Source organism: Pseudomonas sp. SJZ131 (genome assembly GCF_007828705.1).
Taxonomy (GTDB): Bacteria; Pseudomonadota; Gammaproteobacteria; order Pseudomonadales; family Pseudomonadaceae; genus Aquipseudomonas; species Aquipseudomonas prosekii.
Genome location: NZ_VIVC01000007.1, coordinates 29,538 through 53,485 on the forward strand (window position 1 = coordinate 29,538; position 23,948 = coordinate 53,485).

Here is a 23,948-nt window from a genome sequence, read left to right on the forward strand (position 1 = left end):
ATGAAACTCAATGATCTGAGTCCAGCGCCGGGTTCCCGTCGCGAAAAGCATCGTCCGGGCCGTGGTATCGGTAGTGGTTTGGGCAAGACCGGTGGCCGTGGCCACAAAGGTCAGTCCTCCCGCTCCGGTGGCACCATTGCACCAGGCTTTGAAGGCGGTCAACAGCCGCTGCATCGTCGTCTGCCGAAGTTCGGTTTCGTTTCCCTGAAAGCCATGGATCGCGCAGAAGTGCGTTTGTCCGAGCTGGCCAAAGTGGAAGGCGACATCGTTACCGTGCAGTCCCTGAAAGATGCCAACGTAATTAACGTCAACGTACAGCGTGTGAAAATCATGCTGTCCGGCGAAGTTACTCGCGCTGTCACCATCGGAAAGGGAATCGGCGCCACCAAAGGTGCGCGTTCGGCTATCGAAGCAGCTGGCGGCAAGTTCGAGGAATAAATGGCTAAGCAAGGTGCTCTCTCTGCGCTCGGCAAAGGCGGTATGTCTGAACTCTGGGCTCGTCTGCGTTTTCTGTTCCTGGCGATTATCGTCTACCGAATAGGCGCACACATCCCGGTTCCAGGTATTAACCCGGACCGACTCGCGGACCTGTTTCGACAGAATGAGGGGACCATTCTTAGCTTGTTCAACATGTTTTCCGGCGGCGCGCTGGAACGGATGAGCATCTTTGCACTGGGGATCATGCCGTACATTTCGGCATCGATCATCATGCAACTGATGACCGCCGTCAGCCCGCAGCTGGAACAGTTGAAGAAGGAAGGTGAAGCTGGCCGTCGCAAGATAAGCCAGTACACCCGCTACGGCACTGTCATCCTCGCTCTCGTTCAGGCTATTGGCATGTCCATTGGTCTGGCGGGGCAGGGTGTTGCGTTCAATGGTGACTTTGGCTTCCATTTCGTCGCGGTATCCACTTTTGTGGCTGGTGCGATGTTCATGATGTGGCTGGGTGAGCAGATTACTGAGCGTGGTGTTGGCAACGGTATCTCGATGTTGATTTTTTCGGGTATCGTCGCCGGTCTTCCGAGAGCGATCGGGCAGTCTTTCGAGTCTGCACGTCAGGGCGATATCAACATCTTCGCTTTGGTAGCCATCGGTTTGCTGGCAGTAGCGATTATCGGTTTCGTGGTGTTCATTGAGCGTGGTCAGCGTCGTATTGCTGTTCACTACGCCAAGCGTCAGCAGGGCCGCAAGGTTTTTGCTGCGCAGACTAGCCACTTGCCGCTGAAGGTGAACATGGCCGGTGTTATTCCGGCTATTTTCGCGAGCAGCATTTTGCTGTTCCCGGCTTCGTTGGGTGCCTGGTTTGGTCAGTCTGAAGGTATGGGCTGGTTGCAGGACATCTCGCAGTCGATCGCTCCTGGTCAGCCGTTGAATATTCTGCTGTTTAGTGCAGGGATTATTTTCTTCTGCTTCTTCTATACGGCGTTGATGTTCAATCCGAAAGACGTAGCGGAAAACCTGAAGAAGTCCGGTGCCTTTATTCCGGGCATCCGTCCAGGCGAGCAGTCTGCGCGCTACATTGATGGCGTTTTGACTCGTTTGACCATGTTCGGTGCTCTTTACATGACGGCCGTGTGCCTGCTGCCCCAGTTCCTGGTGGTTGCGGCAAACGTACCGTTCTACCTTGGCGGGACCTCGTTGCTGATCGTCGTCGTGGTTGTGATGGACTTCATGTCCCAAGTACAATCGCACCTCGTTTCGCACCAGTACGAATCCCTGATGAAGAAAGCCAACCTGAAGGGTTACGGCAGCGGCATGTTGCGCTGAGTACCCATAAGGTTCGAGGAGTTGGTGATGAAAGTTCGTGCATCGGTGAAAAAGCTGTGCCGTAACTGCAAGATTATTCGCCGCGAAGGTGTTGTTCGAGTAATTTGCAGCGCGGAACCGCGTCACAAACAGCGCCAAGGCTGAGTGTGATTGTGCTTCAAGCCCGGTAGCTAGTGCGCTACCGGGTTGATTATTTGTTATTACAGCGATATTATCTCGCGCCCTATTTCTTGGCTTCCGGGGCGTAGGTAGCTGTCAATTGGAGTCCCACTGAATGGCCCGTATTGCAGGCGTTAACATTCCAGATAACAAGCATACTGTTATCTCGCTGACCTACATCTATGGTGTTGGTCGCACTACTGCACAGAAGATCTGTGCGGTGACTGGGGTAAACCCAGCAGCAAAGATCAAAGATCTGAGCGACGAGCAGATTGAACAGCTGCGTGGCGAAGTGGCGAAGTTCACCACTGAAGGTGACCTGCGTCGCGAAATCAACATGAAAATCAAGCGTTTGATGGACCTCGGTTGCTATCGCGGTCTGCGTCATCGTCGTGGTCTTCCAGTACGCGGTCAGCGTACCAAGACTAACGCGCGTACCCGTAAAGGTCCGCGTAAGCCGATCCGCAAGTAATCGCCCCAGCGAATCGACAGGAAAATTATCATGGCAAAACCTGCTGCTCGTCCTCGTAAAAAAGTTAAAAAGACAGTGGTTGATGGCATCGCCCACATCCATGCTTCTTTTAACAACACAATCGTGACCATCACCGACCGTCAAGGTAACGCGCTTTCTTGGGCTACCTCCGGTGGTTCGGGTTTCCGCGGTTCCCGCAAGTCCACCCCGTTTGCTGCTCAAGTAGCTGCTGAACGTGCTGGTCAAGCTGCGCTGGAATACGGCCTGAAAAACCTCGACGTTAACGTCAAAGGTCCAGGTCCAGGTCGTGAGTCTGCTGTCCGTGCTTTGAACGGCTGTGGCTATAAGATCGCCAGCATCACCGACGTGACGCCAATCCCGCACAACGGGTGCCGTCCGCCGAAGAAGCGCCGCGTGTAATCCAGGAGATTGTAAAGAATGGCTCGTTACATTGGTCCAAAATGCAAACTCGCTCGTCGCGAAGGCACCGATCTCTTCCTGAAGAGCGGCGTGCGCGCGATCGAATCGAAGTGCAACATCGAAGCAGCACCTGGTATCCACGGCCAACGCCGCGGTCGCCAGTCCGATTACGGCACCCAACTGCGTGAAAAGCAGAAGGTCCGTCGTATCTACGGCGTTCTCGAGCGTCAATTCAGCGGCTACTACAAAGAAGCTGCTGGCAAGAAAGGTGCAACTGGCGAAAACCTGTTGCAACTGCTCGAATGCCGTCTGGACAACGTTGTATACCGTATGGGTTTTGGCTCTACTCGTGCCGAATCCCGTCAGCTGGTATCGCACAAATCCGTAAGCGTTAACGGTCAGACCGTAAACGTGCCGTCGTACCAGGTTCGTGCTGGTGACGTGGTCGCGATTCGCGAGAAAGCAAAGAACCAACTTCGCATTGTCCAAGCTCTCGATCTGTGTGCCCAACGTGGCCGCGTAGAATGGGTAGAAGTAGACACTGAGAAGAAGTCGGGCGTTTTCAAGAACGTTCCTGCTCGCAGTGATCTGTCCGCCGACATCAACGAAAGCCTGATTGTCGAGCTCTACTCCAAGTAAGGGCTAGAAAATAGGTGCATCCATGCAGATTTCGGTAAATGAGTTCCTGACACCCCGCCATATTGATGTGCAGGTTGTCAGTCCAACCCGCGCCAAGATCACTCTCGAGCCTCTCGAGCGTGGTTTCGGCCACACCCTGGGCAACGCGCTGCGACGCATCCTGTTGTCCTCAATGCCCGGCTGCGCAGTAGTCGAGGCCGAGATTGACGGTGTGCTCCATGAGTACAGCGCCATCGAAGGTGTACAGGAAGACGTAATTGAAATCCTGTTGAACCTTAAAGGTCTGGCTATCAAGCTGCACGGCCGTGACGAAGTTACGCTGACCTTGTCGAAGAAGGGTTCGGGGGTGGTTACCGCTGCCGATATTCAGCTGGATCATGATGTCGAGATCGTTAATCCCGATCACGTAATCGCTAACCTGGCGTCTAACGGCGCCCTGAACATGAAGCTCACCGTAGCTCGTGGTCGTGGTTATGAACCGGCAGACTCGCGTCAGAGCGATGAAGACGAAAGCCGCAGCATTGGTCGCTTGCAGCTTGACTCTTCGTTCAGCCCGGTTCGCCGTATCGCATACGTGGTGGAAAACGCCCGTGTCGAACAGCGTACTAACCTGGACAAGCTGGTTATTGATCTGGAAACCAACGGTACCCTGGATCCTGAAGAGGCTATCCGCCGTGCTGCAACCATCCTGCAACAGCAGTTGGCTGCGTTCGTCGATCTCAAAGGTGACAGTGAGCCAGTGGTTGTCGAGCAGGAAGACGAGATCGATCCGATCCTGCTTCGCCCGGTTGACGATCTGGAACTGACTGTACGTTCGGCTAACTGCCTTAAGGCGGAAAACATCTACTACATCGGTGACCTGATTCAGCGTACCGAAGTAGAGCTGTTGAAGACTCCGAACCTTGGCAAGAAATCCTTGACTGAAATCAAGGACGTTCTGGCCTCCCGCGGTCTGTCCCTCGGCATGCGCCTCGACAACTGGCCGCCTGCAAGTCTTAAGAAGGACGACAAGGCGACTGCCTGATCGTCGTAATCACCGAACGTTGTGTTTGGTAAGGAATGAACCATGCGTCATCGTAAAAGTGGTCGTCACCTGAGCCGCACTAGCTCGCACCGCAAGGCCATGTTTCAAAACATGGCAGTGTCGCTGTTCGAGCACGAGCTGATCAAAACTACACTGCCGAAAGCTAAAGAACTGCGTCGCGTTGCTGAGCCGCTGATCACTTTGGCCAAGACAGACAGCCTGGCTAACCGCCGTCTGGCTTTCGACCGTACTCGTTCGAAAGCTATCGTTGGCAAGCTCTTCAACGACCTGGGCAAGCGTTACGCTACCCGTGAGGGTGGCTACCTGCGCATCCTCAAGTGCGGTTTCCGCACTGGCGACAACGCGCCTATGGCGTACGTCGAGTTGGTTGATCGTCCTGTTGGCGGTGAAGCTGTATCCGCTGAGTAAGACATCAGTCTGAAACGAAGAACCGGGCCTAGTGCCCGGTTTTTTGTGCCTGTAAGAAATGCGCGGTTCGTACAAGCTTCCTTGCGGTAGATGCCATCACTATGTGCGCGGGATTGTTGTTAGTAATTTTCTATTGATCGGCACAAATTAATGAATTTGTAAGCAAGCCGATCAATGGTCAATACTCCTCCCACGCCGATTAGCCGGCAGTTCAAGACTGACTGAGGAAGAGATCGCATGAGCCAAAATAAAACGCTGACCACCGCCAGTGGCGCGCCCGTCGCCGATAACCAGAATTCCCGTTCCGCCGGCCCGCGTGGCCCGCTGCTCCTCGACGATTTCCACCTGCTCGAGAAGCTGGCTCACTTCAATCGTGAAAACATTCCAGAACGCCGCGTCCACGCCAAGGGTTCGGGCGCTTACGGTACTTTCACCGTAACGCGCGACATTACTCAGTACACCAGCGCCAAGTTGTTCGAATCCGTTGGCAAGCAAACCCCGACCTTCCTGCGTTTTTCCACCGTTGGTGGCGAGCGCGGTTCGGCTGATACCGAGCGCGATCCACGTGGTTTCGCCCTGAAGTTCTACACCGAAGAAGGCAACTGGGACATCGTTGGTAACAACACGCCGGTATTCTTCATTCGCGATCCGCTGAAATTCCCCGACTTTATTCACACGCAAAAACGTCTGCCGCAAAGCAACCTGAAGAGTGCGCAGATGATGTGGGACTTCTGGTCGCATTCTCCCGAGGCGCTGCACCAGGTCACGATCCTGTTTTCGGATCGCGGCATCCCTGACGGCTACCGGCACATGCACGGCTTCGGCAGCCACACCTACAGCCTGATCAGCGCGACGGGCGAGCGTCACTGGGTGAAATGGCACTACAAGACCCAGCAAGGGATCAAGAACCTGGCGCCGGCAGAAGCTGCTCGCTTGGCCGGGACCGATCCGGACTACGCACAGCGCGACCTGTTCGGTGCGATCGAGCGCGGTGATTTCCCGAAATGGCGGGTCTGCATCCAGATCATGACCGAGGCTCAGGCTGCAGCGCATTACGAGAATCCGTTCGATGTGACCAAGACTTGGTCGCAGAAGGAATTCCCGCTGATTGAAGTGGGTGAACTGGAACTCAACCGTAATCCGCAGAACTACTTTGCCGAAGTCGAGCAAGCCGCGTTCGGCCCGAGCAACATGGTCCCAGGTGTTGGCCTGTCGCCGGATCGCATGTTGCAGGGACGCGTATTTGCGTACGCCGATGCGCACCGCTATCGCGTTGGCACCAATCACCAGCAACTGCCGGTGAATGCGCCGCGCAACCCGGTCAACACCTATCAGCGCGATGGTTCGATGGCGTTCGGCAGCAACGGTGGTGCAGCGCCAAATTACGAGCCGAACAGCTACATCGAATCGCCAAAACAAGCGACGCGTTACGCCGAACCGGCGTTGGCCTTGAGTGGTGCGGCTGATCGCTACGATCACCGCGAAGATACCGATTACTACAGCCACGCCGGTGCGCTGTTCCGCTTGATGAGTGATCAGCAAAAACACCTGCTGATCAGCAACATTGCCGGTGCGATGGCCGGGGTCTCCGGCGATGTAGTAGACCGTCAGTTGCAGCACTTCTACAAAGCTGACCCGGCGTATGGAGAAGCAATCGCAAAGGCGTTGGGCGTACAGCTTAACGAAGTCTAAACGAGAAGCAGAACCGCCCTCATTTGGGCGGTTTTTGCGTTTTTTAAGCCACTTTTCTCTGAATATCTTCGCTTTTATCGCGCGTGCAGGGTGACCAATCAGTCCGCTTGGTTCAAACTACAGACTTTCAAGCAGGGAGATGTAGGGCGATGCAAGGCCACCCAGACGTAATCGATTACCTCAACACGTTGCTGACCGGCGAACTGGCCGCGCGTGACCAATATTTCGTTCACTCGCGGATGTATGAGGACTGGGGTTTCACCGAGCTCTACGTACGTATCAACCACGAGATGGAAGAAGAGGCGCAGCACGCTGACGCCTTGATGCGCCGCATCCTGATGCTCGAAGGCACGCCGCGCATGCGTCCCGACGATCTCGATGTCGGCACCACGGTGCCGGAAATGCTGGCTGCCGACCTGCGACTGGAATACAAAGTCCGCGCCGCACTCTGCAAAGGCATCGAGCTTTGCGAGTTGCACAAAGACTACGTCAGCCGCGAGATCCTGCGCGTTCAGCTGAACGACACCGAAGAAGATCACACCTACTGGCTGGAGAAGCAGTTGGGCCTGATCAAGCTGATCGGTCTGGAGAATTACCTGCAATCGCAGTTCTGATCTCCAGATACAACAACGGAAATGAAATACCCGTCTACAAAAAAGCCCCTGTCACTGATGAAGTGACAGGGGCTTTTTCGTGGGCCTGATTCAGGCCTTGTCGCGAGCCAGCAGCGGCTTGAGGTAGAAGCCGGTGTGAGACTGCTTCATCTCCGAGACTTCTTCCGGCGTACCGACCGCAATGATCTGCCCGCCTTTCGAACCACCTTCCGGGCCAAGGTCCACCAACCAGTCGGCGGTCTTGATCACGTCCAGATTGTGCTCGATCACCACCACAGTGTTGCCGTGGTCGCGCAGTCGATGCAGGACGTCGAGCAATTGCTGAATATCGGCGAAGTGCAAACCAGTGGTTGGCTCATCGAGGATGTACAGCGTCTTGCCGGTATCGCGCTTGGACAGCTCACGGGACAGTTTCACCCGTTGCGCCTCGCCGCCGGACAAGGTAGTCGCCGATTGCCCGAGTTTGATGTACGACAGGCCGACGTCCATCAGCGTCTGTAGCTTGCGCGCCAGTGCCGGGACCGCATCGAAGAACACCCGTGCTTCCTCGATAGTCATCTCTAGGGTTTCGTGGATGCTCTTGCCCTTGTACTTGATCTCGAGCGTTTCGCGGTTGTAGCGCTTGCTCTTGCACACGTCGCACGGCACATAGATGTCCGGCAAAAAGTGCATTTCAACCTTGATCAGGCCATCGCCCTGGCAGGCTTCGCAGCGTCCGCCCTTGACGTTGAAGGAGAAACGCCCCGGGCCATAACCGCGCGAGCGCGACTCGGGCACGCCGGCGAACAGTTCGCGGATCGGCGTGAACAAACCGGTGTAGGTCGCCGGGTTGGAACGCGGCGTCCGGCCGATCGGGCTCTGGTCGATGTCGACAACCTTGTCCAGATGCTCCAGGCCCTTGATGCTGTCATGTGCGGCAGCTTCGAGGGTGGTTGCACCGTTGAGTGCGGTCCCGCTCAGCGGGAACAGGGTGTTGTTGATCAGCGTCGATTTACCCGAACCGGAAACCCCGGTCACGCAGGTCAGCAGGCCGATCGGAATATCCAGATCGACATTGCGCAAGTTGTTGCCGCGAGCGCCCTTGAGCGACAGCGACAGCTTTTTGTTGCGCGGTGTGCGTTTGGCCGGGACAGCAATCTTCACGCGGCCCGACAAATATTTGCCGGTCAACGAGTCTGGATGCGCCATGACCTCGGCCGGTGTGCCTTCGGCGACGATGTGGCCGCCGTGGACGCCTGCGCCCGGGCCGATGTCCACCACATAATCGGCAAGGCGAATCGCGTCTTCGTCATGCTCGACCACGATCACCGTGTTGCCGATGTCGCGCAAATGCTTGAGCGTGCCAAGTAGCCGGTCATTGTCGCGTTGATGCAGACCAATCGACGGTTCGTCGAGGATGTACAAAACCCCAACCAGACCGGCGCCGATCTGGCTGGCCAGACGAATGCGCTGCGCTTCACCGCCGGACAACGTGTCCGCACTGCGATCCAGCGACAGATAATCCAGACCGACGTTAACCAGGAACTGCAGACGCTCGCGGATTTCCTTGAGAATCTTGTCGGCAATTTCGCCGCGACGGCCAGTCAGCTTCAATACACCGAAGTACTCGCAGGCATCGCCGATCGGCAGATTGGTCACCGCCGGCAAGGTCTTCTCGCCAACCCACACGTGCCGCGCTTCCCGGCGCAGACGCGTGCCACGGCAATCCGGGCAAGGCTGGGTGCTGAGGAACTTGGCCAGCTCTTCACGCACCGAGGCGGACTCGGTTTCGCGATAACGACGTTCCAGGTTCGGCACGATGCCTTCGAACGGGTGCGAGCGTTTGACGATATCGCCACGGTCGTTCAGGTATTTGAAGTCGACGTTTTGCGAACCGCTGCCGTGCAGGATGAATTTCTGCTGGTCGGCCGGCAGTTCGTTGAACGGCACTTCAAGGCTGAATTTATAGTGGGACGCCAATGACCCGAGCATCTGGAAGTAATAGACGTTACGCCTGTCCCAGCCGCGTATCGCGCCCTCGGCCAGGGTCAATTCACCGTTGACCAGGCGCTTGATGTCGAAGAACTGCTTCACGCCCAGGCCGTCGCACGTCGGGCAGGCGCCGGCCGGGTTGTTGAAGGAAAACAGCTTCGGTTCCAGTTCGCTGATCGCATGACCGCAAATCGGGCAAGCGAAGCGCGCGGAGAAAATGATCTCTTCGCCGGGTTCGTCGTCCATCGGCGCAACCAGCGCGATGCCGTCCGCCAGCTTCAGTGCGGTTTCGAAGGATTCGGCGAGGCGCTGCTGCAGATCGGCGCGGACCTTGAAGCGGTCGACCACGACATCGATCGAATGCTTCTTCTGTTTATCCAGCTTCGGTAACTCGTCCAGCTCGCACAGGCGGCCGTTGACCCGCGCGCGCACAAAACCCTGGGCGCGCAGTTCTTCGAAGACTGACAGATGCTCGCCTTTACGCTCGCGAATCACCGGCGCCAGCAACATCAATTTGCTGCCTTCGGGCTGCGCGAGGACCAGGTCGACCATCTGGCTGACGGTCTGCGCTTCCAGCGGAATATCGTGGTCCGGGCAACGCGGAATACCGACGCGGGCATACAGCAAGCGCAGGTAATCGTAGATTTCGGTAATGGTGCCGACCGTCGAGCGCGGGTTATGCGAGGTCGACTTCTGTTCGATGGAAATCGCCGGCGACAAACCTTCAATAGTGTCGACGTCCGGTTTTTCCATCATCGACAGGAACTGCCGGGCGTAGGCCGAGAGCGATTCGACGTAGCGGCGCTGGCCTTCAGCGTACAACGTGTCAAATGCCAGGGACGACTTGCCGGATCCGGACAGGCCGGTGATGACGATCAGTTTGTCCCGTGGCAGGGTCAGGTCGATGTTCTTCAGGTTGTGGGTTCGGGCCCCACGAATCAGGATCTTGTCCAAAGTGGCCTCGCTTGGCGGGCGTCGAAAACGTAGGAGTATACGGCCAAATACTGGATGGATGCACACTATCAAATCGGGGCAGCGCAGGCTTACATGAAGACTGCGTCATCTATGCGCGTCATAGCGTCGCGATATACCCCGTCAATCGATGGGACTGGTAGAATCGCCGCCGGTTCACATGAGGTTTTTCCATGCACGATCCCCACAGCGAACGCATGAGTGGCAGTGAGACCCGCGCAGCCAGCGGTCTGGCCCTGGTGTTCGCCTTCCGTATGCTTGGCATGTTCATGGTGTTGCCGGTATTGGCGACCTATGGGATGGATCTGGCGGGAGCGACCCCGGCCCTTATCGGGCTGGCGATTGGCGCTTACGGCCTGACTCAGGCGCTGTTTCAGATTCCGTTCGGGTTCATTTCCGACCGCATTGGCCGGCGCCCGGTGATTTATCTGGGGCTGATTGTCTTTGCATTGGGCAGTGTGCTGGCGGCCAATGCCGATTCGATCTGGGGCGTCATCGCCGGGCGAATCCTGCAGGGCGCCGGGGCGATTTCGGCGGCGGTCATGGCGCTGCTGTCAGACCTGACCCGCGAACAGCATCGGACCAAAGCCATGGCCATGATCGGCATGACCATCGGTCTGTCGTTCGCTGTCGCTATGGTCGTCGGCCCGCTGCTGACCAGTGCGTTCGGCTTGTCCGGGTTGTTCTACGCCACGGGTGGCATGGCGCTGCTCGGTATCGTCATCGTGATGTTCATGGTGCCGCGTGCGACCGGGCCGTTGCAGCATCGCGAGTCCGGCGTCGCGCGCCAGGCGCTGATTCCGACACTCAAGCATCCCGACCTGTTGCGCCTGGACCTGGGCATTTTTGTGTTACATGCGATGTTGATGTCGAGCTTTGTCGCATTGCCCCTGGCCCTGGTCGAAAAAGCCGGGCTGCCCAAGGAGCAGCACTGGTGGGTGTACCTGACCGCGCTGCTGATTTCTTTCTTCGCCATGATTCCTTTCATCATCTATGGCGAGAAGAAACGCAAAATGAAACGAGTTTTATTGGGCGCCGTCGCGACGCTGATGCTCACTGAGCTATTCTTCTGGCAGTTCGGTGACAGCTTGCGGGCTCTGGTGATCGGGACGGTGGTGTTCTTCACCGCGTTCAACTTGCTCGAAGCTTCATTGCCATCACTGATCAGCAAGGTTTCACCAGCAGGCGGCAAAGGCACGGCAATGGGGGTTTATTCCACCAGCCAGTTCCTCGGTTCGGCGCTGGGTGGCATCCTCGGCGGCTGGCTTTTCCAGCATGGCGGTTTGTCGGTTGTGTTCCTTGGATGCGCCGGCCTGGCTGCACTTTGGCTGGTCTTTGCTGTTACCATGCGCGAACCTCCTTACGTCACGAGCCTGCGCTTGCCGTTGTCTCCCGAGGCAATCCGCGAAGCGGGTCTGGTCGAGCGCCTGAAGGCTGTCGTAGGGGTAACAGATGCAGTGGTCGTCGCAGACGAAGCGGCGATTTACATCAAATTGGACACAGAACTATTGGATCGCACGACCCTTGAGCGCCTGGTGAACAACCCGGCCGAGGCAGCGTGCGTAGCCTAGGAGAACGTTATGGCCCGTGGGGTTAACAAAGTCATATTGGTCGGTACTTGCGGCCAGGATCCCGAAGTTCGCTACTTGCCTAACGGTAACGCCGTGACCAACCTGAGTCTGGCGACCAGCGAACAGTGGACCGACAAGCAAACCGGTCAGAAGGTCGAGAAGACCGAATGGCACCGTGTGTCGATGTTCGGCAAGGTTGCGGAAATCGCCGGCGAATACCTGCGTAAAGGTTCGCAGGTGTACATCGAAGGCAAGCTGCAAACCCGCGAGTGGGAAAAAGACGGTATCAAGCGTTACACCACTGAAATCGTGGTCGACATGCAAGGCACCATGCAACTGCTCGGCGGCCGTCCACAACAGGGCGACCAGCAGCAGGGCGGCGGCAACAACTACCAGCAGTCCGCGCCGGCACCACGCCAGCAACAGGCTCCGCGTCCGCAGCAGCAATCCGCTCCGCAACAGCGCCAGGCACCTGCTCCCCAGCAAGCCGCGCCGCAACCGGCTCCGGATTTCGACAGCTTTGATGACGATATCCCGTTCTAGGCCATACCTTAGAGCTTTTTGTAAAGTTTAGCCACGAAGCCCCCGCCATGCGGGGGCTTCGTTTTTTCTGAGCGTTAAAAATATTCTGAGCAAATTCCTGTGAGGTACTACCCTGTAAAAATGTAAAGAATAGTTGGCTGCTATGAACCTCTCTCTTCGTAGGGTTAATTCCTCAAATGGTGAGCGGCTCATCGTTCTCGTCGATGAGCTTGGGATGCCTCTGTTTTACCCTGCGCTTTACGTAACCGTGCACATGCGCGGACGCTCATTAGCTCTGAATACAATTCAAAGCGCACTCAGTGCCCTCAAAGCCATGTATGCATGGCAGCGTTATTACAACATTGATGTCGAATCGCGTTTTTCGTCTGGTGAGCTGCTGCTAAGTCACGAAATTCATTCGCTGCGTGATTTCATGCAGAAGCCTTTGGCCGATGAGGATAGGGGGAGTGGCATTTTAATTTCCCGCACGGTGCGAACCGTAAGCAAGGGCAATCAGTACACGCGGATGTCAGTAATTGCGGACTACCTGGGCTTTCTCGCAGACCAGAATCTACCGACCTCTGTTCCGAGCCATGATGGTATTGGGCGAATGGTGTCGCAGATCAAGGCCAACCGACCGAAGACGTCGGGCCTATCAGCCAGTGGTGAAGACGCGGGAGCGGGTCTTCCCGCTGATACCTGAACTTGCAAATCAGATTTATAACTATGTAATCAGACTCAGAAATAAAATACCTCGCGCCAAAAAACACGGCTATCTCTTTATAACGCATAAGTCGGGAGTTTCGCAGGGGCTACCGTTATCGAATGCGGGGTTTGGTAAGTTCATGGGTATGCTGTTGCTGATCGAAGGTATGCGCTTGTAGGTGATTTCTGAAGAAGTTGGCACAAATACTGGCCGACTTTCACAGGCGCTGATCTCGCCGACAGGCGGCTTTCCTCAAAAACAGTCCTCCATACCAACTACTACTGGTCGTTAAAATGATCCTTATCAGACTGTTTTTACTCGCTTTTTTACTCACTCCACAAATTAACAAAATCATCAAAATTGTTTGCGACGAAGTCGGTTTTGCTTGAGCTTGGATCAAATATCTCAACGGTGATGGAGGGTGTGTTGAAGTTTAGGCAAATTAGATAACCACTTGCATCCCTTGCTATCGGGATCATTTTTTTGGGAAGCCCTGGAGGTTTTTCCGCCCCTGAGTACCATGAGATGGTATGCGGGGCCACATCAGGCGAGAAAGAAAAGAATTCACTTATGCAAGTCCCTTCGTTGGTATATGGAAATGAAGATATCTCTGGAGAGGCCTCATCGGAATATGTGACCAAGTCCAAGTATGACTTTGGAAAACTTACGCTAAGAAGTTTTTCTACTTGGGAAATCGTATTGGTATCCACTGAAGAACCCTGTTCGATCCCAAAAGAACTCCAGTCAAACTTCATGTCAGCCCTCCGTAATTATTTCTTTTCATCTGCAAAGCCCCCTTTTTGTTTCCAGGGTGGAACATTTTCTGCCAAAAAGCATTCCACTGAGGGTCTTTCGACTGTTCATGTTGATAGCGCCAAACCAACTGGAGTGTATCCGTTCCCGGTATGTGGTGCCATGTGACTTCTTTGCCAGGGCTAATGCCTTTGGTAGGTATCTTGGTGCCCTTTACTCGCCTGAAGCCTGGCACCATGGTTTCCATTATTTTATTAAATCCGCATAAGTATCGGCTGGCTTGAAAGGCTTTCGCTTGCAACCTTAAAATGTTCTGCTCGGTTTGGAATGGCTGACACATCTCGGCCAATTTTGGTCTCATATCAAACGCTATATGCGTGGGGATCGAATGGCGTCGCCGTGCCGCTTAGCAGAGGGCTGGAAGGGCAGGTGAACGGTAAAAAAATTGATTCATGACGGACTTATCTGCAGACAACGTCCTGGCGGGTTTGTTGATTAGGCTAGTTGGAAGAGTCGACCTGCGTAGGATTACTCAAATTCGGCGGTGAACCAATACCCCGGCATTTGTTGGAGCAGTTTTGCTTCCTCATATGGATTTCGTATTGCGAGTATTTCGACTGTCCTGGGTTTTATCTGGATCTTAGGGTATCCAATGTAATTACCGGGCGCATCGATTATTCAGAATAGCCATCTCTGATAAGAGAGGCGTAAGCTCCGGTCACTTGACGAAAACTAGGAGTTGAAAGCTGTGGAGCAATTTGATCGTAGAGAACATCTGCTGAAGCCCCACCTCGCACACATGCGTCACCTCCATAGACTTGAGCAACTACAGCGTGAAATCGAAAGCGTTTTACACAGCGTCAGTCTGAATGGGCCAGGCGATTTTGTTTTCGCCACGAAGATTTGCTGCTACACCACCGCTGAAATCATTGAGGACGTTAACCATGCGATCCTGCAGTGTCTGAAAATTGGTAGCTACTCAGCTGCGGAGTCGTTGTCCAGGACGTCGCTGGAAAACGCGATAAACCTGATTTTCTACAAAAATGACCGTACCTCGAATCGTCCGAAATCGATCCTGCTCAACTACTTCGAGCGAGCTAAAAAGGGCGCTCGGAATTGGCTCCGGTACGCTTTGCAAAGCAGTGACGCCGAATCTATAGAACGATCCAGGGAGTTCGATGAATCGCTCGATGTTTTCAGGGCGTTGTTCGGCGACTTGGACACAAAAGGGGTTAAGGGATGGCCGGACGCTGCCGCGCGATTCCGGGATGCAGGCTATGAGCATTTTTACCACGTGCTGTTCACTCCTGCGTCAGACTCCATCCACAGCTTTAGCAATGATATCTTTAATCACTTTGTTGTGGAGAAATCCCCGCTAAGTGATGCAGAAAAGGCAGAATGCTTTGAGGAACAGAAGGCAGAGAAGATCTCCTTCGCTTTTTACTTAGCCACTCACTCCGTCATGTTTTATTGCGTCGCGGCATCGCATATCGCTGAACGAGCTGAGGATAAGACCGCGTCTGATCGATTCGTCGCTATCGGTTATGAAATTCAATCCATGCTCGCTGAGCACGAGGCGGTTACCAAGAACTGTATTGATCGACTGGCGCCGGGGATGAGCCAATTGCGAGATAAGCAGCAGACTGCCAAAGGAAGCTAGGTTTCTCTGACATCGAATTGGCGTTTCAGTAAGTTCGGTGAGGCAACGGCTGGTTTACCGCCATATTTCCCCGATCTCCGTCGATACCCAGTCTGAGAACGTAAACCTTCAAGGCGCATCAACCTAGCTACCCGGTGACGGCCACAGCTCCACCCACCCCTCGCAGGTCATCATGGATCTTGCGATAGCCATAAACACCACCGCTTTCCAGCCAAGAGCGTTTGATCAATCCAAGCAGTTGCTGTGAATCGCCCCGACTGATCATAAAGTGGTGCATTCGGGATCTCCGGGGATAGGAGCGAATTTCATTTTGGCTGTTATCGCGCGTAATGCCGTCAGAGAGTCGGCATTGGCTAGATCTTCGTCGGTCAATATCAAAGGAGCCATGAGGCCACGAAATCAAGGGGGGGGCACCCCGAATCCAAGCGTGGAGAATTCCCCCTCTAACTGAATGTGTACTTTTTTGTGATTTTTAAAAATTAAACTCGGCGCTGACGATTCCATCGTCATCTTTCGAATTGGTTTCATCATTGTCAGGTATGAGGTGCTCGAAAAAATGAGCAAAGGATGGTGCAATTAGAAATAGTGAAGATGCATCATCTTTTGCTTCGTGATACCAGTAATATACTTCTTCTGTATTTTTGTTAATGCAAAATTGATCTCCCCCACCAGATTCGCCAAAAGTGTAGAGGTCACTGCGTATTTGGTTTGCATACATTTCATTTTTGTAGTAAATGTTGTTTGAGTCCGGGGCTAGTCCGTATATTACATCTAAGAATACGAAGCCATCTTTGTCGCCGATAGGCATCTTTTTAGGGGTTTTAAATTTTGCCCCATTGGAAAAGACAATGGCTGTATTGAATTTATCAAGTAACTTATTCAGGCTTTCTGAAATTTTAATATCGTCTGGCAAACTATTGTGAAGCCGTTTTTTCTCGAAAGACATCGATTCCGCGCCGAGCTCGTTTAAAATCTTGTCATATAACATAACTAATTCCTCATGTCTGAAGCAGAGCCGATATGGGGGATATTTCCATGCAGGTCTGTAGGTATTAACTGAATGGTCTCTTTGTCAAGATGATGCGGCGTGAGGCCAGCTTTTCGTAAAAGTAGTCTAGCAGCATTGGCACTTTTCAGGCCCCGATCCTCTTTCAGCCTTTCATATACTTTTTTGAAGTCTTGATCTGTTCCATCTAGTACACCAGGTTTGAATTTGACAGTACCTTTGGACCACTGTGAAAAGTCGGGACGACCATTTACGAAGGGAATAGGCTCTCCTTTGGTTACTTCGTTGACCTCAGGAATGTCAGAGTACCAAGGGCTTTCTCCCGGCTTTCCCTTTCCGTCAGGCCCCCAGCGACCTTGGTTCCTTGGGAGTCGGGTGCGTGAAGATTTTCCTTCCGATGCTCCTGGGCACTCGTCTAAACCTAACGGGTCTACCCAGCCTGTTGGGTTATGGACATATTTATAATTGTTCAGCCCCCCCGCCAACTTGATCGGATCCGGGGTCAAAAAACGCCCAGTGTTCGGATTGTAGTAACGATGGCGATTGTAATGTAGACCTGTCTCGGCATCGAAATACTGACCCTGGAACCGTAAAGGGTTATCGATTTCACTGACTTCCAATGCTGCGAGGTTGCCGTAAGCTCGGAACTTGGCCGACCACATGATTTCGCCGCTGTAATCGGTGAGTTCCTGCGGGGTACCGAGATGGTCGAGTTGGTAATAGAACGGTGTAGCCCTGAGCGGGCCTTCGCCGTCGAGCATCGCCAATGGGCGGAAGGTGCCCGGTTCGTAGATGTAGCTGCGATAGCGGTTTTTGGCGCTCTCCGCGATGAGGCGTTCGCCTTGCCACAGGAACTCGGTGGTGTGGCCTTCGACGGTTTTCTCAATACGACGACCGAAGGCGTCGTACTTGTACGTCGCGATGCTACCACCCGGTAGGCTTACACCGATCAAGCGGTGTTGGCAGTCGTAACGATACTCGGTAACCAGTTTTTGCCCGGTACCACGGCCTTCACGGCTCAGGTTGCCGTAGGCGTCGTACTCGTAGTGACGATCACCCTGCATCAGCAGGCGGTTGCCTTTGACATTGGCGAGGTTGGCCGCGGGCAGATCGTTCTGACCGAGGAGGTTGCCTGCCGGATCATGTACAAAGCTTTCCGGCATCGCGCCACGGACGCTGATGAGGCGATCGAGCGGATCATAGTGATACCTGCGGCTACCTTTGCGACTGTCATCTATCCCGGCAAGGTTGCCGTTGGCGTCGTAGGCATAGCGACGCTGAAACAGATTTTGGTCTCGCTGGCTGACGCTGTGCGCTTGCAGGCGCCCCTGTTCGTCGTACTGGTACTGACTGAGCAGCAAGCCTTGTTGGCGCTGTTGTTCGCGACCGGCGCTGAACTGGTGGGAGGTCAGGCGTGAGCCGTTAAGGTCGATGCTGCTGAGTTGCCCGCCGGGTTGGCGACGATAATCGAGTTTGCTGCCGTCAGGCAGGCGGCAGTGTTTGAGCTGGCCGACGCTGTCGTATTCGTAGCGCAGGGTACCCCAGCCTTGGTGTTCTTCGATGAGGCGGTCTTGGAGGTCGTACTTGTATGCGAGCGGCCAATGGCCGTCGTCGATGTTTACGAGTCGCCCAAGGGCGTCGTAGCTGTAGTGGATTTCCTCGCTATCGGCCAGGGTTTTTACCAATAGTCGGCCAGCAGCGTCACGCTGATATTCAGTGACCAGTTCGCTGCCGTCGTCGCCGAACTCGGTTTTCTTCAGCAGTTGGCCGTTGAGGTCGTACTCATAGGCAGTACGACGACCGTCGAAACCGGTTTCCTGCTGGATCAGCCCGTTCGAGTAGTAATCCAGCTGATAGTGTTCGCCTCGTTCGTTTTCGATGTCGGAGAGCAACAGACGGGCGTTGTCGTAGCGATAACGCAGTTGACTGCCGTCCGGGTTGATGCAACGGCTGACCAAGTGCAGGTTGTCGGCGTATTCGTAACGGGTGATGCGCCCCATCTCGTCGCGTTCGGCGGTTACTTTGCCGTAGGCGTTGTAACTGAAGGCGCGGGTCGCACCGCCGGGAAGATTGATCTGCGCCAAGCGGTCGGCGGCGTCCCATTGGTACTCGGTGATGGCACCGCTTTCGTCCTGCTGAATGACCTGTCGTCCTAAGGCATCGTAGCGGTACTTGCGCTGACTACCATCGGGCAGGCGGTCTTCAAGCAATTGCCCGAGTCCGTTCCAGGCAAGTTGATGGCGGCTACCGTCGGGATGTGTGATCTCCAGTAAGCGGCCCTGGCGGTCATAGCGGTATTGAGTCTCGTTGCCGTCGGGGTCAGTCTGTTGGGTGATGTCACCCTGGAGGTTACGCTGGTATTTCCAAGTGGCTTCGCCTCGACGAACTACTCTTATTAGACCGTTGTGATACTGGTAAGTAGTCGGTTGATCTTCGGGGGGAATGATTGCGACCAGGCGTCCGGCTTCGTCGTATTGATATTCGGTGACGGCACCAAGCGGGTCTTTTTCAGCGGTCAATCGGCCTTTTTCATCGTAGACTTTTTGCGTTTGCGCGCCGTCCGGCCCGGTCTGGCTAACTAGTCGGGCGTTTTTGTCGTGTACGTATATCTGCTCACCACCATCGGAGTTGATGGCGGTGACGGTGCCTTCGTCGTCCCACACAAAACGCGTATCGATTTGCGTAATATTAGACCACTGACGAATGCATCGGGCCGCCTTGCCTTCGCGCTCCCACTCCCAGTGAAAGATTGCGCCACCGGCCAGTTGACGTTGCTGGATAACATGCTGATCGTCATAGCGATAGCGCTCGATTTCGCCTGCCGAGTTGGTAGCACTGACCAGTTGGTTATGCTCGTTATACTCGTAGTTGACCAGTGTCTTAACCGTCTGCCACGGGTCTTGACGGGTACCTCGTTCGTCGTACTCGGCGCGTCGTTGCTGATAGTCCAGAGCAACAATATGCCGATCTTCATAGCGTAAAAACAATGAACGCCCGGCGCCGTTATCAATGCGCTGTATGCGATCAACCAAGTCATAACTAATGTGCAGTTGATTGTCGTAGGCATCGCTGATGGTGGTCAGGCGCTCGGAGCGGAAATGATAAAAGCATACGTTCTGTCCGGCCTGAGCCAATATCAGTTCGTTTGGCGCATCTCCCAAGAAAATCGCCGCCTCGGCGAGGCTATTGATGATAGCCGGACGCTGTTCGTTCGGCAGCGGAAACTGGGTCTGGCGGTTTTCGTTATCAGTCCACAGCACGCCTTCATCGTTGATTTGTAGACTATGCGATAGTGAATGACTCCAGCCGAAGCCCAAACGGCTATCGATCTCCGCCGCGCTGGTGCGGTAAAGGCGTGTCCATTCCAACGGTAGCAGACCGTCCAGTTTGCCATCGGCGATAGTCAGCAGTTCCTCGCCGGTGACCATCGAGATGGGGTCGCCCTCACAGCGAGTGTTCTTCGTGCATTGTGTTGCTTGCCCTGCCGGATTCTCGGACTGCTTGGGCACATCCTTTATCGGCTCTTCTTTGACCAGTAGGCTTTGAGGTTTTGTTTTCTTTCGGGCAAACACCGAGGCGTTCGGCTCCTTCAGTGTGGGAGTGTCGACAGTCTTGGGCAGAGGCACAGGGCCACCGCCAGCATCCAAGGGGCTGATGGAGAGGGGGGCCTTCTTGCTCGCGTTCAGCGGAGCATCTTTAGCCTTGAGCATCACAGGTTTGGATAGCTGTGTATGGGCCGGAAGACTGTGCTTGGTACTGGCCGTCATCAGTTGCTCAGCCAGATCCGCAAGGTATTTGGTGGCTCCCCCAGGCTTCATTTTACTAAGGGCCTTTGTGCCCAGGCGTACGGCCAGGCCGGCGCCGCCGGTTAGGCAAATGCCGATGACCACGTTGATCAGGAATTCGACGCCGATACTTGCGATCACGTTGACGATTACTTGCGGCGGCAGCATGCCTACCCAGGCGACAATCGCCGAGATGTAGATGAACATTAGTGGTTCATCGTTGAGTATCAACAAGGCTGAGGCAATGGCTTCTTTGGAAGTGGAATAGAGCTTTTCGAGTTCAAGTTCTGACAAGTAGTCACGAAGCTTTTTGGCGTTGCCTATCGGGTCGGCTAGAAGACCTACAAGGTCTTTCAAGTCATCCCATAAACTGAGCAACGCCTGTTCGAAGCTATCGAGGGCCTCTTGAAGCAAAATCATCACGCGACGCGACCTATCTGCCGCGGAGTAGGCGCTCCATGGTGCTTGGAATTTGCTCGCCCACTCGTTTTTCAGCCAGCCGTCGAGATCGCTGATCACGCCTTTATAGGAACCATAAAGCGCTTTGACATCTGTTTCAGAGACATCTGGAAAAAAGGTGATGCGATATTGTTTTCCAGGCATGCAGTTTTCGATGGTTTCTATACCGCTGGGGCCAATCACTTTATTGATCGGTGCTCCCACCACGGAGTAGCCAATCAGTGCTTTTTCGACCTGTTCGACGCGCACCGGGGTATTACCGATGGGCACGTAGCGTGCAGTCTCGAATGCATGGATTAGCGTAAATTTGCCATCCTTAGGACACACGGCAAAGGTCTCGACGGCCCCTGTCCTGGTCCTGCGCTGAGTAACGCTTACTTCGTTGCCGACCTTGAATTTTTGGTCAACGTCCATAACCCAGCGTGTCCAGAAGCCATCCGCCCAATTTTTGTAGTCACTCAGGCAATTATTGAAGTCTTTGAGGATCAGGTTGACGTCGGGTGCTTTGGCGTCCAGTACCTGAAGAACCAAGGTTCCCAGTGGGCTGCTAATCATGCGTTGACTTCCTTTGTCAGCTGGGCGGCGAGGCGCTCTGCCATATCTTCTGTATTCGGTTGATGTCGGACGAAGCGTTCGACTTTGTGGTGCAGGTTGTTTTCAGGAAAGGCAAAATAAAGCTCGGGGCAATCTTCACGCAGCCACTGCATCAGGTTGTCAATTACGGTGGATGGATTCTCCTTATTCAACCCATCCAACAGCTCCTTCGGCACCTCCCACCACGGCCAATCTTTCACCTTCGGCACAACCCGCGTCCCAACCTCCAACGACTGCCCGTTAATCAGATACCGCTCAAACATCGGCAGTACGTCCCCGGCCTTCTCCCCAAGCCCATGCAGAATCGGGTAGATATGCCGCCCATCCCAAAACCGGAAAAACACCTCGGTCCCGTCCGGCATTTTCACCTGCGTCAGACTGCGCAGATGTTCGAACACTTCGTTCGGCTCGGAGCACGACACCGCCAGCCATCCCCAATCGATGGCATCGGTTTCAGCGATCCACGGCAGGAACGCGGAATTGGCTTTTAGTTCGGTGACGTAGGGCATCACCGGTTGCCAAGTGGAGTAGGGCGTGCCGCCCCAGATTGGGATGAGTTGGGCGGTGGGTTCGGTGAGATACAGGTTTTTCAGCGCGTCGGAATCACTCGCGGCGCTGATAACCAGATACAAACGCTCGCCAGTCTGCAACGGCTGTTGTGCCAGCCAATCCTTGGGAGTAATTCGATCAGATGGCACAGGCACCTGCCTTGCATTTTTCGCATTCTTCGCAGAACGGCGCGTTGCGTTTGAGGGTGTTGATCTGGGCCGGGGTCAGGACCTGGCCGGCCTTGTCGGCGTCGGCCTGTTTCAGCAGGCCGGGCATCAGCGGGGCGGCGCCCGTGCCGCTGCCGGGGCTGCCGCCGGAGTTCATGTTGATCACCGGGCCGCTCATGGTCACGCCGCCGGCATCGATTTTGATGAAGCTGCCGCCGCCGACCAGGGTCAACTCGGCGCCGGCTTCCATCACCACTTTCATGCCGCTGCTCAGGTGGATCTCCTGACCAGCATCGAGGAACTGGCCGGTGCCGACCTTGATGTGCTGATTCACACCTACAGTGAGGTGATCATTCGCCCGCGCCTCGACCTTGCGATCCGCATAAACCGTGTGATGCTCTTCAGCCTTGAATTCCGTGTAGCTGTTCTGCTTAACCGTATCGTGCCGTTCATTGCCGACGCGAATCTTCTGGTCGTGCTCGACGTTCTCATCCCAGTCGCGTTGAGCATGCAGAAAGATCTGTTCCTGACCCTTCTTATCCTCGATGCGCAGTTCGTTGTAGCCGCCGCCACCCATGGAGCTCAGGGTTTTGAAGGTGCTGCGGGTTTTGTTCGCCGGCAGGGGATAGGGGACGAGATTTTCCTTGTGGTACAGGCAGCCGCTGATCAGCGGTTGGTCGGGGTCGCCTTCGAGGAAGGTGACGAGCACTTCCATGCCGATGCGCGGGATGGCGATGCCGCCGTAGTGGGCGCCCGCCCAGGCGGAGGAGACGCGCAGCCAGCAGCTGGTTTTGTCGTCGGCCTGGCCTTCGCGGTCCCAGCGGAACTGGACTTTGACGCGGCCGTACTGGTCGCAGTGGATCTCTTCACCTTTTGGCCCAGTGACCACGGCGCTTTGGCTGCCAAGGATGCGCGGTTTCGGGTGGTTCAGCGGCGGGCGGTTCGGCACGTCCCACGGGGTGGCCTGGAAGCGGTTGCGATAACCCTGGTGGAAGTCATCTTTGAGCGTGGTGGTGTCGCTGGTGACTGACTCTTCCAGCACTTGTGGCTGTTTGCCTTCGTGGAAGATTTCGGTGAGCAGCCACAAGTCGTTCCATTTGGCTTTCGGGTGCTCGGTCAGGGCCAGGAAGTGGCCGCTGACGAGCAACGGTTGATCGCTTTTGCCTTCGGCGAGCTGGAAGTCGCTGCGGTGGCGTTCGAGGGCGCGTTTGGCCAAGTGTTTGCCGCGCTCGCGGTCGATGAAGCGACCGGGATAGTCGTAGTCTTCGAGGTCGGGCAGGGCGTCGCCACGGTTTTCCGCTTCGAGGGTCAGGCGTGGTTTTTCGAAGTCATAGTCGCGGCGGGTGGTGCGGCTGGTGCGGGTTTCCAGGCGCAGGTCGAAGCGCTTGATCACCGGGTCTTTGGCGACCATGCCGGAGTCTTGCAGGTAGGCCACTGGCGCAAGCTTCGGGAACACCGTCTGGTCATCGCCGAACACCAGTTTGTGCGCGGTGGTGCTGTGCTCAAAGTGGTAGTGGATACCTTCTTCCTCGCACAGGCGCTGGACGAATTGCAGGTCCGACTCATCGTATTGAACGCAGTAGATGCGTTCCGGATAAGTCGCGCCGAGGGTGAACTCGTAGGCGTTGCCCTTCAGGCCATGCTCTTCGAGGACCGTGGCGATGATTTTTGCCACGGTCATGTTCTGGAAGATGCGCTGGTTGATGCGGTGCGCCAGGTAGGACAGTTGCGGGCGCAGGGTCACCGCGTAGCGGGTCAGGCGTTTGCCGGAATCACCCTGGGCGGCGCGATAGATCTGGCCGTGGATACCGCTGCCATCGGGCGATAGCTGCAGGAATGCAGGTTTGTGCAGCAGGGTTTCGAGGTCCAGCGACGGCTGCTCACTGACCAGATCCACCTCAAACACAAACGGCTGGCTGATGGCTTCCCGGCCTTGCAGGGCAAGAACCTGCAGATCGTTGGAAAGACCTTCGATAGTCAGGGCAAAGTGAGTCTGATTGGCCGGCGCGAACATCCC

General features: G+C 55.2%; 21 protein-coding genes and 1 pseudogene. 14 read left to right on the top strand and 8 right to left on the bottom strand.

Going from position 1 to position 23,948, the window contains the following annotated elements; translation table 11 throughout:
- The 10 genes from rplO to bfr all read left to right on the top strand — a co-directional run bounded on the left by rplO (position 1) and on the right by bfr (position 7,216).
- On the top strand, positions 1 to 438 hold the full coding sequence (rplO, locus tag FBY12_RS25535; RefSeq protein WP_010467269.1) for a 50S ribosomal protein L15: 438 nt from the start codon (positions 1 to 3) through the stop codon (positions 436 to 438).
- Positions 439 to 1,767, top strand: coding sequence for a preprotein translocase subunit SecY (gene secY, locus FBY12_RS25540; protein ID WP_092277409.1), 1,329 nt, complete (start codon positions 439 to 441; stop codon positions 1,765 to 1,767).
- A 27-nt stretch (positions 1,768 to 1,794) separates the two neighbouring features.
- Positions 1,795 to 1,911, top strand: coding sequence for a 50S ribosomal protein L36 (gene rpmJ, locus FBY12_RS25545; RefSeq protein WP_002555468.1), 117 nt, complete (start codon positions 1,795 to 1,797; stop codon positions 1,909 to 1,911).
- A gap of 130 nt (positions 1,912 to 2,041) precedes the next feature.
- A complete protein-coding gene (rpsM, locus tag FBY12_RS25550) occupies positions 2,042 to 2,398 on the top strand; it encodes a 30S ribosomal protein S13 (protein ID WP_003186020.1) in 357 nt (118 codons plus the stop codon).
- 30 nt (positions 2,399 to 2,428) lie between these two features.
- The gene (rpsK, locus tag FBY12_RS25555; protein ID WP_002555466.1) at positions 2,429 to 2,818 is read left to right on the top strand and encodes a 30S ribosomal protein S11; all 390 of its coding nucleotides are present in this window, start codon (positions 2,429 to 2,431) and stop codon (positions 2,816 to 2,818) included.
- A gap of 18 nt (positions 2,819 to 2,836) precedes the next feature.
- Positions 2,837 to 3,457, top strand: coding sequence for a 30S ribosomal protein S4 (rpsD, locus tag FBY12_RS25560; protein ID WP_003210056.1), 621 nt, complete (start codon positions 2,837 to 2,839; stop codon positions 3,455 to 3,457).
- Positions 3,458 to 3,479: 22 nt separating this feature from the next.
- Entirely contained in the window at positions 3,480 to 4,481 is a 1,002-nt protein-coding gene (rpoA, locus tag FBY12_RS25565; protein WP_003186012.1) for a DNA-directed RNA polymerase subunit alpha, read from the top strand.
- 42 nt (positions 4,482 to 4,523) lie between these two features.
- Positions 4,524 to 4,910: a 50S ribosomal protein L17 gene (rplQ, locus tag FBY12_RS25570; RefSeq protein WP_007896790.1), complete on the top strand. Its 387-nt coding sequence runs from the start codon at positions 4,524 to 4,526 to the stop codon at positions 4,908 to 4,910.
- 237 nt (positions 4,911 to 5,147) lie between these two features.
- Complete coding sequence (locus FBY12_RS25575; protein ID WP_145257028.1) at positions 5,148 to 6,602, top strand: catalase; 1,455 nt, start codon at positions 5,148 to 5,150, stop codon at positions 6,600 to 6,602.
- 149 nt (positions 6,603 to 6,751) lie between these two features.
- A complete protein-coding gene (bfr, locus tag FBY12_RS25580) occupies positions 6,752 to 7,216 on the top strand; it encodes a bacterioferritin (RefSeq protein ID WP_092277415.1) in 465 nt (154 codons plus the stop codon).
- A 90-nt stretch (positions 7,217 to 7,306) separates the two neighbouring features.
- Here the strand turns inward: bfr and uvrA are convergent, their stop codons facing one another.
- On the bottom strand, positions 7,307 to 10,141 hold the full coding sequence (gene uvrA, locus FBY12_RS25585; protein WP_145257031.1) for an excinuclease ABC subunit UvrA: 2,835 nt from the start codon (positions 10,139 to 10,141) through the stop codon (positions 7,307 to 7,309).
- A gap of 191 nt (positions 10,142 to 10,332) precedes the next feature.
- On the opposite strand from uvrA, the gene FBY12_RS25590 reads away from it, so the two are divergent.
- From FBY12_RS25590 to FBY12_RS25600, 3 genes are all read left to right on the top strand, one after another.
- Positions 10,333 to 11,730 (top strand): MFS transporter, encoded by a 1,398-nt coding sequence (locus FBY12_RS25590; protein ID WP_092277421.1) that lies wholly within the window; start codon positions 10,333 to 10,335, stop codon positions 11,728 to 11,730.
- A 9-nt stretch (positions 11,731 to 11,739) separates the two neighbouring features.
- The gene (locus FBY12_RS25595) at positions 11,740 to 12,273 is read left to right on the top strand and encodes a single-stranded DNA-binding protein (RefSeq protein WP_092277424.1); all 534 of its coding nucleotides are present in this window, start codon (positions 11,740 to 11,742) and stop codon (positions 12,271 to 12,273) included.
- 142 nt (positions 12,274 to 12,415) lie between these two features.
- Positions 12,416 to 12,955: a hypothetical protein gene (locus FBY12_RS25600; protein ID WP_256663360.1), complete on the top strand. Its 540-nt coding sequence runs from the start codon at positions 12,416 to 12,418 to the stop codon at positions 12,953 to 12,955.
- A gap of 329 nt (positions 12,956 to 13,284) precedes the next feature.
- Here the strand turns inward: FBY12_RS25600 and FBY12_RS25605 are convergent, their stop codons facing one another.
- The gene (locus FBY12_RS25605; RefSeq protein WP_145257034.1) at positions 13,285 to 13,713 is read right to left on the bottom strand and encodes an SMI1/KNR4 family protein; all 429 of its coding nucleotides are present in this window, start codon (positions 13,711 to 13,713) and stop codon (positions 13,285 to 13,287) included.
- Entirely contained in the window at positions 13,710 to 14,072 is a 363-nt protein-coding gene (locus tag FBY12_RS25610; protein ID WP_145257037.1) for a hypothetical protein, read from the bottom strand. Before FBY12_RS25610 ends, FBY12_RS25605 begins: the two co-directional genes overlap by 4 nt.
- A gap of 387 nt (positions 14,073 to 14,459) precedes the next feature.
- Between FBY12_RS25610 and FBY12_RS25615 the strand changes: the two genes are divergently transcribed.
- The gene (locus FBY12_RS25615) at positions 14,460 to 15,371 is read left to right on the top strand and encodes a DUF5677 domain-containing protein (RefSeq protein ID WP_145257039.1); all 912 of its coding nucleotides are present in this window, start codon (positions 14,460 to 14,462) and stop codon (positions 15,369 to 15,371) included.
- A 2-nt stretch (positions 15,372 to 15,373) separates the two neighbouring features.
- Here the strand turns inward: FBY12_RS25615 and FBY12_RS25620 are convergent.
- The 5 genes and pseudogenes from FBY12_RS25620 to tssI form a co-directional block, all read right to left on the bottom strand.
- Positions 15,374 to 15,621: pseudogene (locus FBY12_RS25620) on the bottom strand (IS3 family transposase); the annotation flags it as partial.
- A gap of 222 nt (positions 15,622 to 15,843) precedes the next feature.
- A complete protein-coding gene (locus tag FBY12_RS25625) occupies positions 15,844 to 16,359 on the bottom strand; it encodes an SMI1/KNR4 family protein (protein ID WP_121733977.1) in 516 nt (171 codons plus the stop codon).
- Positions 16,360 to 16,361: 2 nt separating this feature from the next.
- Positions 16,362 to 21,173 carry an RHS repeat-associated core domain-containing protein gene (locus tag FBY12_RS27720; protein WP_256663363.1) on the bottom strand — a complete coding sequence of 1,604 codons (4,812 nt, stop codon included), beginning with the start codon at positions 21,171 to 21,173 and terminating at the stop codon, positions 16,362 to 16,364.
- On the bottom strand, positions 21,173 to 21,913 hold the full coding sequence (locus FBY12_RS25640; protein WP_145257042.1) for a DUF4123 domain-containing protein: 741 nt from the start codon (positions 21,911 to 21,913) through the stop codon (positions 21,173 to 21,175). The genes FBY12_RS27720 and FBY12_RS25640 overlap by 1 nt, the downstream gene beginning before the upstream one ends.
- Complete coding sequence (gene tssI / locus FBY12_RS25645; protein ID WP_145257045.1) at positions 21,903 to 23,945, bottom strand: type VI secretion system tip protein TssI/VgrG; 2,043 nt, start codon at positions 23,943 to 23,945, stop codon at positions 21,903 to 21,905. Before tssI ends, FBY12_RS25640 begins: the two co-directional genes overlap by 11 nt.
- Between the last annotated feature and the right edge of the window lie 3 nt (positions 23,946 to 23,948).